Below are 12,489 nucleotides of genomic sequence, written 5' to 3'. Positions count from 1 at the left end.
GCGAACGCTTACAGCGGATGCGCCGTTCGCGATTTTTTTCGACGCTGCCTGTCCGTCAGCATGCGGCCCGAGCGTCATTGTGATGGCGGCCGATCTAATTCATCCGCCCTAACCCCATGACGGAGGCTCATATGCAATACCTATTGATGATCTACTCGGAAGAAAACGGCTGGAACCGGATGACCGACAGCGAGCGGCAGCAAGGGGTTGCCGCCTATCAGGCATACACCGAATCCTTGAAAAAAGCGGAGGTGCTGGTGGGCGCCAACCGGCTGCAACACACGAGCACGGCCACCACGGTGCGGCTCGTCGACGGCAAGCCGCAGGTGCTTGACGGACCGTTTTCCGATTCCAAGGAGCAGCTCGCCGGCTACTACCTGATCGACGTGCCCAACCTGGACGCAGCGATCGCGTGGGCGTCGCGTTGTCCCGGCGCGGCGCACGGCCTCATGGAAGTGCGCCCGGTCTGGACGGCCCCCTACCACGCGCCATCAGTGGCATGAGTCCGTCCGGCGGCGTCGACCGTGACGCTGGCGGCGCAGCGCGTTCGATTGCCGAGGCGGTCGCGCGCCGCAGTTACGGCAAGCTCGTCGCGCTGCTCGCGATGCGCACGCGCGACGTCGCCGCGGCCGAGGACGCGCTGGCCGACGCGTTTGCAGCCGCGCTCGCGGACTGGCCGGAGCGCGGCTGCCCGGCGAATCCCGAAGCGTGGCTGATGACGGTTGCGCGCCGCCGGGCGATCGATGGCGTGCGTCATCGCCGTATCGGTGACGATGTGACGAACCAGCTGACGATCCTCGCCGACGAGATCGACGAACGTGAAGCAGGCATGTTGCCCGACCGGCGGCTTGCGCTGCTGTTCGCGTGCACACACCCTGCGCTGGAGGCCGCGATTCGCACGCCACTCATGCTGCAGGTGGTGCTGAGGCTCGAAGCGAAGACGATTGCGTCCGCGTTCCTGATGTCGCCCGCCGCGATGAGCAAGCGCCTCGTGCGGGCCAAGAACAAGATCCGTGAAGCGGGCATTCCGTTCAGCGTACCGGAGCGCGAGGAATTGCCCGGCCGGCTCGCCGCGGTGCTGGAAGCGGTCTATGCGGCCTACGCGCACGGATGGACCGATCCGGTTGGCGGCGACACCGAGCAGCGCGATCTCACCGGCGAGGCGCTGTTTCTTGCCAATCTGCTCGTCGAGCTGCTGCCCGGGGAGCCGGAGACGCTCGGCCTGCTCGCGCTGATGCTGTATGCGCAGTCGCGCAACGATGCGCGACGCGATGCGGCCGGCGACTACGTGCCGCTGTCGGCTCAGGATCCGGCCACATGGAATGTGCCGATGATCGCCGCAGCCAACGCGCTGCTGCGGCGCGCGAGCGCATTCAACACAATCGGACGCTTTCAGCTCGAAGCCGCGTTGCAGTCGGCACACATCCACCGCTGCCTGACGCATCGCCCGAACTGGGACGAAATCGTGCAACTCTACGATGCGCTGTTCGCGATCGCCGCGTCGCCGGTGGTCGCGGTGAACCGCGCGCTCGCGCTGGCGGAACGGGACGGCCCGCAAGCGGCGCTCGACGCGCTCGAACCGTATGCGAACGACCCGCGCCTCGCCGACTACCAGCCGTATTGGGCCACGCGCGCCAATCTGCTCGCGCGGACCGGCGCAACGGCCGAGGCGCTCGGTGCATACGATCTCGCGATCGGACTCGAGCACGATCCGGCCGTGCGCCGATTCCTGCAAAGCAAGCGCAGCGAGTTGCCGTCGGCGAGAAGTGAGTCATGAAACATGATGAACACGCGCAAGGCCGGTTCTGCAGCGCCTAACCATATCGGCGCACCATTTGCCTTCAGTTATTGCGCGGCAACCTCACAGGTCTGCGTGCACCACCGATCTCAACCCCGCGCCTCAGCGTACGTTTCCTTGCAGATCTGGCGCAACGCGTCGACGAACAGCGTCTGCGCCGCCGGGTGCGCCCCTTCTGAACGGGTGAACAGCGCGATAGGCGAAAGCGTCCATTCGAATGAGTAGGGCACGATTGCAACGCCAGCAATGCGAACCAGTTCCTCGGCGATATCCGAGGGCACGATCGACACCGCCTCTTCGCTTGAAGCAATCATTTCGCCGATGAGTTTGGACGAGTAACTCTCCACCACCGGCACCGGCGGGGCCGTGCCCGCAGTGAGGAACAGGTCGGTCACCTGCTCTCTCATCGGCGTATGCGGTGCGCCGAGAATCCAGTCCAGCGTCAACAGCCGGCTCCAGTCGAGTTTCGTGCGCGCCAGTTTTGCCGCGAGACGCCGGTTCGCGATCAGCCGGGGTTGCTGCCGGAACAGAACCTGAAAGCTGACCTGTTTCAGATCGACCGATGCCGCCGCCCGTCCGATCACGATGTCGACGGTATGGTCCTGCAACTGCCGCAATAGCTGATCGCTGGTCCCCTCGTGGATGGTCACGGTCAGGCGCCGCTCCATGCCGGATTGCAGCCGCTTGAGTGCTGCCGAGAGCATCTGGCCGGAAATAAACGGAATCACGCCGATATGCAGGTGCGCCGCATGCCCCGAAGCCACGGCCTTCATGTCGCGGGCAAGATGATCCAGATCGTGGATCATCGCGCGGGCCCGTTCGAGTACAACCGCCCCGAGTGCGGTGGGCAGCATGCCGCGCGAGGAGCGCTCGAAGAGCGGCGTGCCGAACATGCTTTCCAGTTCGGCGAGCGCATTGGTCACGGCCGGCTGACTGCTGGCCATGTGTTCCGCGACGCGCGTCAGCGAGCCGTGCTGCTGGATTTGCAGCAACAGCACGAGGTGCCGCATCTTCAGCCGCGCGCTCAGCCGCCTGACTATGTCGTTCGACTCGAATGTCATTGACCGTCAACGCACCCATCATAAAAAAGTGATGGACCGATATTAAAACAAAATCATCCGGTTATGGCAGCGCCCTAGAATCGCCTCAATGGATCGCGCCGGGACTCGCCCGGCGCACTCCCCAGGCACACTCACCAGGCGGAAAACACAATGAAGCAGACAGAGACCGATCAGCAAGCCGCGTTCGACTACCACGAGTTTCCGACACCCGGAAAAATCTCCGTGGTGGCAAGCAAGCCACTTGTAACCCAGCGTGATCTGGCGCTTGCCTACACGCCGGGCGTCGCCAGTGTCTGCGAAGCGATTGCAGCGGACCCTCTGGAGGCGCATCGCTTCACGAGCCGCGGCAATCTCGTCGGCGTGATTACCAACGGCACCGCCGTGCTGGGCCTGGGGAACATCGGTGCGCTGGCCTCGAAGCCGGTGATGGAAGGCAAGGCCGTGCTATTCAAGAAGTTTGCCGGCATCGATGTGTTCGACATCGAGATCAACGAGACCGATCCGGACAAGCTGGTCGACATCATCGCCGGGCTCGAACCCACCTTTGGCGGCATCAATCTCGAGGACATCAAGGCGCCGGAGTGCTTTATCGTCGAGCGCAAGCTGCGCGAACGCATGAAGATTCCCGTCTTCCACGACGATCAGCATGGCACGGCCATCACCGTATCCGCCGCCTTTATCAACGGGCTGAAGGTGGTGGGCAAAACCATTTCGGAGGTCAAGGTGGTGACGTCCGGCGCGGGCGCGGCGGCTCTCGCCTGTCTCGACCTGCTGGTCGATCTGGGGCTGCCGGTGGAAAACATCTGGGCAACCGACATTGAAGGTGTCGTCTATCGCGGACGCACCGCGCTGATGGACCCGGACAAGATGCGCTTCGCCCAGGAAACCGGTGCACGCACGCTTGCCGAAGTGATCCAGGGAGCGGATGTGTTCCTCGGACTCTCGGTAGGAGGCATTCTGAGCGCGGAGATGCTGAAGACGATGGGCCCGCGCCCACTCATTCTCGCGCTGGCCAATCCCACGCCGGAAATCTTTCCTGAGCTCGCTCATGCAACGCGCGACGATGTCGTCATCGCCACCGGCCGCTCGGACTACCCGAACCAGGTCAACAACGTCCTGTGTTTCCCCTACATCTTTCGCGGCGCGCTGGACGTCGGCGCGACGACCATCACACGCGAAATGGAAATTGCGGCCGTGCATGCAATCGCCGGTCTCGCGGAAGAGGAACAGAACGACGTTGTCGCTGCCGCGTACGGTGCCTATGACGTGGCATTCGGCCCGCAGTATCTGATTCCCAAGCCGTTCGATCCGCGCCTGATCGTCCGGATCGCACCGGCAGTCGCGAAGGCCGCGATGGAAGGCGGGGTGGCGACGCGTCCGCTGCCGGATCTCGCCGCCTATGTCGAACAGTTGCAGCAGTTCGTCTACCACTCCGGCGCCTTCATGAAGCCGCTGTTTTCGACCGCGAGACGGCTCGTGCGCGACGGCGGCAACGCGCGCATCGTCTTCACGGAGGGCGAAGACGAGCGCGTGCTGCGAGCCGTGCAGGTGATCGTCGACGAGAAGCTGGCGCGGCCGATTCTGGTGGGACGTCCGGAGGTGCTGCTGGCGCGCATCGAGCGATTCGGTTTGCGCCTGCGCCTCGGGCAGGACGTCGAAGTGACCAATCCGGAATACGACGAGCGTTTTCCACAGTACTGGACAACGTACTGGGAATTGATGTGCCGGGACGGTATCACCAAGGAGATGGCGCGTGTCGAGATGCGCCGCCGTCTGACCCTGATCGGCGCGATGATGGTACGGCTCGGCGACGCGGACGGCATGATCTGCGGCACGGTTGGCGCGTATCACGACCATCTGCGCTTTGTCGATCAGGTGATCGGCAAGAAGCGCGGCGCGCGAACCTACGCGGCCATGAATATTCTGCTGCTGGATCAGCGCACCGTGGCGCTGGTGGATACCCACATCAACGACGATCCGAGCGCCGAACAGATTGCCGAATTTACGATTAGCGCGGCGAAGCAGATGGCGTGGTTGAACCTCGAACCCAAGGCTGCATTGCTGTCACGCTCGAACTTCGGTGCAGGCGGCGCGGCGTCGGGCGTGAAAATGCGCCGGGCGCTGGAGATCGTGAGGGAGCAGGCTCCCGAACTCGAAGTGGATGGCGAGATGCATGGCGACTGTGCGCTCGACGAAGTATTGCGCTCGCGGATCTTGCCGACATCGCCCCTCAAGGGTGCCGCCAATCTGCTGGTCTGCCCCAACGTGGATGCGGGCAACATTGCCTACAACCTGCTCAAGACCGGCGCGGGCAGCAACGTGGCAGTAGGCCCGTTTCTGCTGGGCGTCAACGCGCCGGTGAACATTCTCACGTCCAGCTCGACAGTCCGAAGAATCATCAACATGACGGCGTTGACCGTGATCGAGGCGAATCGTACGCAGTAGGCGCGTTCTACCGCTCGCCGCTCTGCCCCAGCGTTTCCTGCAGAAAAGCGATGAAACTCGCCAGTTTCGGTGGCATATGTGGATCGGGCAAATGCACCACCTGGAGCGGCCAGGTCGGTGCCGGCCAGTCGGGAAAAAGACGAACGAGCCGGCCCGCATCCAGATCTTCCTGCAGCATCACCTGCGGCTGCAGAACAATCCCCAGTCCTGCGAGCGCGGCCTCGCGAAGCGCGAGGCCGCCATTGACATCGAGACGGCCCCGCACCGTAACGCGCTCCACGCCGTTGCCGTCGGGGCGCGGAAAGCGCCATTCCCGTTCAGGGCCGGTCGCGACCATAAAAGCCAGGCAGTTGTGCTGCGCCAGATCGGCGGGCGCTTGCGGGTGCCCATGGCGCGCCAGATAGGCCGGCGACGCGCAGGCGATACGCGGCGAATGGCTCAACGGCCGCGCGATCAGGCCTGAATCCGGCAGCACACCGGCGCGAATGGCGGCGTCGAAACCTTCTTCCGCCAGATCGACGAAGCGGTCGCTAAGGGACAGCTCGACCTGAACCTCCGGATAGCGATCGAGATACGCGGCAAGCGCCGGTACGAGCACACGCGTGCCATAGATAACCGGGCAACTCACCCGCAAGCGGCCACGCGGACTGCTCTGCATTTCTCGCGCATCCAGCTCGGCGGAATCCACCAGCGCCAGAATTTCGAGGCATCGCGCGTGATAGCGCTTGCCGAGTTCGGTCAGGCTTTGACGCCGGGTGGTGCGATTCAGCAGCCGGCCTTCGAGGCGCCGCTCCAACTCGCGAATATGGTTGCCGACCATCGTAGGCGTCATACCACAGCCTTCGGCCGCCGCGGTAAAGCTGCCGCGTTCGACCACGCGTGCAAATATCGCCATGCTGCTGAATCGATCCATTCGCAAGCTCTATTAAGGAGTGTTCGAAGAGATGGTGGGTTTATCAAGTCAGACTAAAGAATAATACTCGGGTCATGGCTTGATTCACCATTCACATCTACAGCGAGCACTCACCATGACTATTGCAAGCACGAACCTTCAGCATCAACACGTCGTCCTGCTGGGCGGCACCTCGGGAATCGGCCTGGCCACGGCCCAAGCCGCGCTGGTGGCCGGCGCCTCGGTGAGCGTTGTTTCATCGCGCAGCGAGCGAGTCGCCGAGGCCGTTGCCAAACTCGGCGACCGGGTCAAGGGATATACGGTCGATCTGAATAATGAGTCCGCGGTGCGCGCACTGTTCGGGCAGGTCGGCGCTTTCGACCACCTGGTCTACAGCGCGGGGGATTCGTTGCGAACCGGCGCGCTCGCCGACATGAGCCTCGATACGGTCCGCCGGGTTTTCGACGTGCGAGTCTTCGGCGCCATTGCCGCCGTCAAACATGCGGCGCCGTATCTGCGTCCCGGCGGCTCAGTGGTGTTGACCAGCGGTATTGCGAGCTTGCGGCCACAAAAGGGGTGGGCTGCGCTGGCCAGCGTCTGCAGCGCGATGGAAGGTCTCACACGGGCACTCGCGGTGGAGTTGGCGCCCATTCGCGTCAACCTCGTGAGTCCCGGTTTGGTGCGCACGCCGCTGTGGGATGACTTGCCCGAAGCCGAGCGCGAAGCGCTCTATGCCGCAAGTGGCGCGGCCCTGCCAGTGGGTCGTGTCGGCGAGGCGGAGGACCTCGCGCAAACCTACCTCTATCTGATGACCAATCGCTATGCCACGGGACAGACTGTCGTCGTGGATGGCGGTGGGGTGCTGGTTTGATGGTCTGGCGCGGCTAACCGAACTCAATCCGGAATTCAAGCCGGAACTCAAGCGGCTAGCGCGTCCAGACTGGGTGAAAAGACGATCTGTCAGCAGTCGTGCCAGGGGCAACCGCCAACTCACTCCCCCGGCACCCTCACCCACCCCTCCATCAACACCCGCGCACTCCGGCTCATGATCGCCTTGGTGACCGTCCATTCGCCGCCTTCCTCGCGAGCTTCGGCACCCACACGCAACGTCCCGGACGGATGCCCGAACCGCACCGCATCGCGTGCCCCGCCACCCGCGGCGAGATTCACCAGGGTCCCTGAAATCGCCGCCGCCGTACCAATCGCAACAGCCGCCGTTCCCATCATGGCGTGATGCAGCTTACCCATCGACATCGCCCGCACCAGCAGATCGACGTCGCTCGCGGCAACCCGCTTGCCGCTGGAAGCAACGTAGTCGGCAGGCCTCGCGACAAATGCAACCTTCGGCGTATGCTGCCGCGTCGCAATCTCATCGATATTCCTGATGAGCCCCATGCGCACCGCGCCATGCGCGCGAATGGTTTCGAACATCGCCAGCGCCTTGTCGTCGCTATTGATGGCGTCCTGCAGTTCGGTGCCCTTATAACCGATCGCTTCCGCATCCACGAAAATGGTCGGAATACCCGCATTGATCATGGTCGCCTTCAGCGTGCCCACACCTGGCACGTCGAGGTCGTCAACCAGATTCCCTGTGGGGAACATCGCACCGCCGGCGCCCTCTTCCTCAGCAGCGGGGTTCATGAATTCAAGCTGAACCTCGGCAGCCGGGAACGTCACGCCGTCGAGCTCAAAATCACCGGTTTCCTGCACGGCGCCGTCGGTCATGGGCACGTGCCCGATGATCGTCTTGCCGATATTCGCCTGCCAGATTCGCACAACGGCCACACCGTTATGCGGAATCCGGCTCGCATCGACGAGACCCGCGCTGATCGCAAACGGCCCCACGGCAGCAGAAAGATTCCCGCAATTGCCGCTCCAGTCGACGAACGCCTTGTCGATGGAAACCTGGCCGAACAGATAATCCACGTCATGATCCGGCTTGCTGCTCTTCGCGATGATCACCGTCTTGCTCGTGCTCGAAGTCGCGCCGCCCATGCCGTCGATCTGCTTGCCATACGGATCGGGGCTGCCGATCACGCGCATCAGCAGCGCGTCGCGCGCGGCACCCGGCACTTGAGCCGCCTCCGGCAAATCCTGCAGCCGAAAGAACACGCCTTTGCTGGTGCCGCCGCGCATGTAGGTTGCGGCAATCCTGATCTGAGGTTTGTGAGCCATGAAAATAATGTCCTGATGAGAGAAGCTCAAACGCCTTAAGCCGCGGCCTTCGTCGATTCAAGAAAGTCCTGCGCGAAACGCTGCAGCACACCGCCTGCTTCGTAGATCGACACTTCTTCCGCGGTGTCGAGCCGGCACGTTACCGGTACCTCCACACGCTCACCGTTCTTTCGATGAATCACGAGCGTGAGGTCGGCGCGTGGTTTGCGCTCGCCGATCACGTCGAAGGTTTCGGTGCCGTCGATCGCAAGCGTCAGGCGATTCACGCCAGGCTTGAATTCCAGCGGCAACACGCCCATGCCCACCAGATTGGTGCGGTGAATCCGCTCGAATCCTTCGGCAACAATCGCTTCCGCGCCGGCCAGCCGCACGCCCTTCGCCGCCCAGTCACGCGACGAACCCTGGCCGTAGTCGGCCCCGGCAATCACGATCAGCGGCTGTTTGCGCTCCATGTAGGTTTCGATCGCTTCCCACATGCGCGTCACCTTGCCCTCAGGCTCGACACGCGCCAACGAACCGGCCTTCACCTTGCCGTCCTCCAGCACCATCTCGTTCTTAAGCGTCGGGTTCGCGAAGGTGGCGCGTTGCGCGGTCAGGTGATCGCCGCGGTGGGTTGCGTATGAATTGAAGTCCTCTTCCGGCAGGCCCATTTTGGCGAGGTATTCGCCCGACGCGCTATCGGCCAGAATCGCATTCGAAGGCGACAGGTGGTCGGTCGTGATGTTGTCGCCCAGCACCGCCAGCGGACGCATGCCCTTGAGCGTGCGTTCACCGGCAAGCGCGCCCTCCCAATACGGCGGACGGCGAATGTACGTGCTCATCGGACGCCAGTCATACAGCGGATCGGCCTTCTCACCGGTATCGACAGAAACGGCGAACATCGGCTCATAGACTTTGCGGAATTGTTCCGGCTTCACACTCGACGCAACGATCGTGTCGATCTCTTCGTCCGAAGGCCAGATGTCCTTCAGTCTGATCGCGTTGCCCTCAGCGTCGACGCCCAGCACATCCTTCTCGATATCGAAGCGGATCGTGCCCGCAATCGCGTAGGCCACCACCAGCGGCGGCGAGGCAAGGAAAGCCTGCTTCGCATACGGATGAATACGTCCGTCGAAGTTGCGGTTGCCGGACAGCACGGCCGTCGCATACAGATCGCGATCGACGATCTCCTTCTGGATCACCGGATCCAGTGCACCCGACATGCCATTGCACGACGTGCAGGCATACGCCACCACGCCGAAGCCCAATTGCTCCAGTTCCGGCAACAGGCCCGCCTCTTCCAGATACAGCGTGACCGCCTTCGACCCCGGCGCGAGCGACGTCTTGGCCCACGGCTTGCGGGTCAATCCACGCCGATTGGCGTTACGCGCCAGCAAACCGGCGGCAATCATGTTGCGCGGGTTGTTGGTGTTCGTGCAGCTCGTGATCGCAGCGATGATCACAGCGCCGTCCGGCATCAGGCCCGGCTCGTTCTCCACCTTGCCGCTGATCCCGCGCGCAGCCAGATCGGCAACCGGCAAGCGGCGATGCGGGTTCGACGGCCCCGCCAGCGTGCGCACCACGGTAGACAGATCGAATGTCAGCACGCGCTCATACTCGGCGTGCTTCAGCGTATCGCCCCACAGGCCGGTTTCCTTCGCATAGGTCTCGACCAGCTTGACGAGTTCGTCGTCGCGGCCGGTGAGCTTGAGGTACTTGATGGTCTGCTCGTCGATGTAGAACATCGCCGCCGTCGCGCCGAATTCGGGTGCCATGTTGGCGATGGTCGCGCGATCGCCGAGCGTCAGCTTGGCCGTGCCTGCGCCGTAAAACTCGAGGTATGCGCCGACCACTTTTTCCTTGCGCAGGAATTCGGTCAGCGAGAGCACGATGTCGGTCGCCGTGATCCCCTCAACCGGCTTGCCCGTGAGCTCCACGCCGACGATATCCGGCAGCCGCATATAAGACGCGCGGCCGAGCATCACGCTCTCCGCTTCAAGACCGCCCACGCCGATCGCGATCACGCCGAGCGCATCCACCATCGGCGTATGCGAATCGGTGCCGACCAGGGTATCGGGAAAAGCCACGCCGTCTTTCACCTGCACCACCGGGCTCATACGCTCGAGGTTGATCTGATGCAGGATGCCGTTGCCCGGCGGAATCACGTCGACGTTCTTGAACGCGCGCTTGGTCCAGTTGATGAAATCGAAGCGGTCTTCGTTGCGGCGATCTTCAATGGCGCGGTTCTTCGCGAACGCATCCGGATCGAAACCGCCGCATTCAACGGCAAGCGAGTGATCCACCACGAGTTGCGTCGGCACGACCGGGTTGACCATGGCCGGATCGCCGCCTTGTGCCGCGATCGCATCGCGCAGACCGGCGAGGTCGACCAGCGCGGTCTGACCAAGAATGTCATGACACACCACCCGCGCCGGGAACCACGGAAAATCCAGTTCGCGCTTGCGTTCGATAATCTGCTTGAGCGATGCGACGAGCGTCACCGGATCGCAGCGGCGCACGAGGTTTTCGGCCAGCACGCGCGAGGTATACGGCAGCTTGTCATAGGCGCCGGGCTGGATCGCATCGACGGCGGCACGCGTGTCGAAGAAATCCAGCTGGGTACCGGGAAGGCGTTTGCGGTTGGCAGTATTCATGGCGTAGGGGACAAAACAATAATGATCCGGGGACAATGGCGGCAGCCGTATTTCACGATCCGCTACCCCTCTTTCATGCGGCGCAACGCTTGCGCGTCAGCGCGTCAATCGGACAGTCTGTGTAGTTTAGCTTGCGGTGGCGCGCCCGCTTGCAGCGTGTTTCGTTGATGCGCCGCACAACGTGCTGCAACTCGCACGGCAACGCGTACTGCAACTTGCGCCGCAAAAAACAGCCTTGGCTCGGGGTTCCAGCGAGCCAAGGCCCAACTTCATTGCGCCGCGCTCATGAGACGCAATGGAGGAGAAACACTTGCGGCTTCACGCTTACGCCGCTAACAGGCTCATACCCTTAGACGCGCTTGGCGAGCGGCACGAACGGCAGATCGTCGGGACCGGTGTAATTCGCGCTCGGCCGGATGATCTTGTTGTCGATCCGTTGCTCGATGATGTGCGCGCTCCAGCCCGCTGTACGGGCGATCACGAACAGCGGCGTGAACATCGCCGTCGGCACGCCCATCATGTGATACGACACCGCGCTGAACCAGTCGAGATTCGGGAACATCTTCTTCGCGTCCGCCATCACGGTTTCCAGCCGCTCGGCGATGCTGAACAGCTTCAGGTTGCCCGCTTCCTTCGAGAGCTTCTTCGCGACTTCCTTGATGACCTTGTTGCGCGGGTCGGAGATCGTGTACACCGGGTGACCGAAACCGATCACCACTTCCTTGTTTTCCACGCGCCTGCGGATGTCCGCTTCGGCTTCGTCAGGCGTCTGGTAGCGCGACTGGATTTCGAACGCGACTTCGTTGGCGCCGCCGTGCTTCGGGCCGCGCAGCGCGCCGATCGCGCCGGTGATCGCCGAGTAAATGTCCGAGCCCGTGCCCGCGATCACGCGGCCAGTGAACGTCGAGGCGTTGAATTCATGTTCGGCGTACAGGTTCAGCGACACGTGCATCGCGTCGACCCACGCCTTCGACGGCTCCACGCCGTGCAGCAGGTGCAGGAAGTGGCCGCCGATCGAGTCGTCGTCGGTTTCGACTTCGATGCGCTTGCCGTTGTGCGAGTAGTGGTACCAGTACAGCAGCATCGAGCCGAGCGAGGCCATCAGCTTGTCGGCGATATCGCGCGCGCCCGCCAGGTTGTGATCGTCCTTCTCCGGCAGCACGGTGCCGAGCACCGAGACGCCGGTGCGCATCACGTCCATCGGGTGCGCGGCGGCCGGGATCCATTCCAGCGCGGCCTTGACGTTCGCGGGCAGGCCGCGCAGCGCCTTGAGCTTCGTCTTGTAGGCGCTCAGTTCGGCCTGGGTCGGCAGCTTTTCGTGGACCAGCAGATAGGCGATCTCTTCGAATTCGCAGGCGCCGGCGATGTCCAGAATGTCGTAGCCGCGGTAGTGCAGATCGTTGCCAGTCTTGCCGACCGTGCACAGCGCCGTGTTGCCCGCCGTCACGCCGGACAGGGCGACGGATTTCTTCGGTTTGAAGGCGC

The 12,489-nt window shown here is 63.2% G+C and carries 9 protein-coding genes; 4 read left to right on the top strand and 5 right to left on the bottom strand.

Going from position 1 to position 12,489, the window contains the following annotated elements; all coding sequences use genetic code 11:
* Positions 1-131 precede the first annotated feature (131 nt).
* Both BCY88_RS26665 and BCY88_RS26660 read left to right on the top strand, forming a co-directional pair.
* The gene (locus BCY88_RS26665) at positions 132-503 is read left to right on the top strand and encodes a YciI family protein (protein WP_120347159.1); all 372 of its coding nucleotides are present in this window, start codon (positions 132-134) and stop codon (positions 501-503) included.
* Entirely contained in the window at positions 500-1,777 is a 1,278-nt protein-coding gene (locus tag BCY88_RS26660) for an RNA polymerase sigma factor (RefSeq protein ID WP_120347158.1), read from the top strand. Before BCY88_RS26665 ends, BCY88_RS26660 begins: the two co-directional genes overlap by 4 nt.
* Before the next feature lie 110 nt (positions 1,778-1,887).
* On the opposite strand, the gene BCY88_RS26655 is transcribed toward BCY88_RS26660, so the two are convergent.
* Complete coding sequence (locus tag BCY88_RS26655) at positions 1,888-2,859, bottom strand: LysR family transcriptional regulator (protein ID WP_120347157.1); 972 nt, start codon at positions 2,857-2,859, stop codon at positions 1,888-1,890.
* Between the two features lie 150 nt (positions 2,860-3,009).
* On the opposite strand from BCY88_RS26655, the gene BCY88_RS26650 reads away from it, so the two are divergent.
* Positions 3,010-5,304, top strand: coding sequence for an NADP-dependent malic enzyme (locus BCY88_RS26650; RefSeq protein WP_120347156.1), 2,295 nt, complete (start codon positions 3,010-3,012; stop codon positions 5,302-5,304).
* Positions 5,305-5,311: 7 nt separating this feature from the next.
* On the opposite strand, the gene BCY88_RS26645 is transcribed toward BCY88_RS26650, so the two are convergent.
* Positions 5,312-6,217, bottom strand: coding sequence for a LysR family transcriptional regulator (locus BCY88_RS26645; RefSeq protein WP_120347155.1), 906 nt, complete (start codon positions 6,215-6,217; stop codon positions 5,312-5,314).
* 115 nt (positions 6,218-6,332) lie between these two features.
* On the opposite strand from BCY88_RS26645, the gene BCY88_RS26640 reads away from it, so the two are divergent.
* Positions 6,333-7,067 (top strand): SDR family oxidoreductase, encoded by a 735-nt coding sequence (locus BCY88_RS26640; protein ID WP_120347154.1) that lies wholly within the window; start codon positions 6,333-6,335, stop codon positions 7,065-7,067.
* A 119-nt stretch (positions 7,068-7,186) separates the two neighbouring features.
* Here the strand turns inward: BCY88_RS26640 and prpF are convergent, their stop codons facing one another.
* The 3 genes from prpF to prpC form a co-directional block, all read right to left on the bottom strand.
* A complete protein-coding gene (gene prpF / locus BCY88_RS26635; RefSeq protein ID WP_120347153.1) occupies positions 7,187-8,371 on the bottom strand; it encodes a 2-methylaconitate cis-trans isomerase PrpF in 1,185 nt (394 codons plus the stop codon).
* 35 nt (positions 8,372-8,406) lie between these two features.
* On the bottom strand, positions 8,407-11,004 hold the full coding sequence (gene acnD / locus BCY88_RS26630; protein WP_120347152.1) for a Fe/S-dependent 2-methylisocitrate dehydratase AcnD: 2,598 nt from the start codon (positions 11,002-11,004) through the stop codon (positions 8,407-8,409).
* A 349-nt stretch (positions 11,005-11,353) separates the two neighbouring features.
* On the bottom strand, positions 11,354-12,489 hold a 1,136-nt coding region (gene prpC, locus BCY88_RS26625; RefSeq protein ID WP_120347151.1), incomplete at its 5' end, for a bifunctional 2-methylcitrate synthase/citrate synthase.

The sequence above is a fragment of the Paraburkholderia fungorum genome, assembly GCF_003610895.1.
Lineage (GTDB): Bacteria > Pseudomonadota > Gammaproteobacteria > Burkholderiales > Burkholderiaceae > Paraburkholderia > Paraburkholderia fungorum_B.
This window is presented reverse-complemented; position numbering and strand designations above follow the sequence as displayed.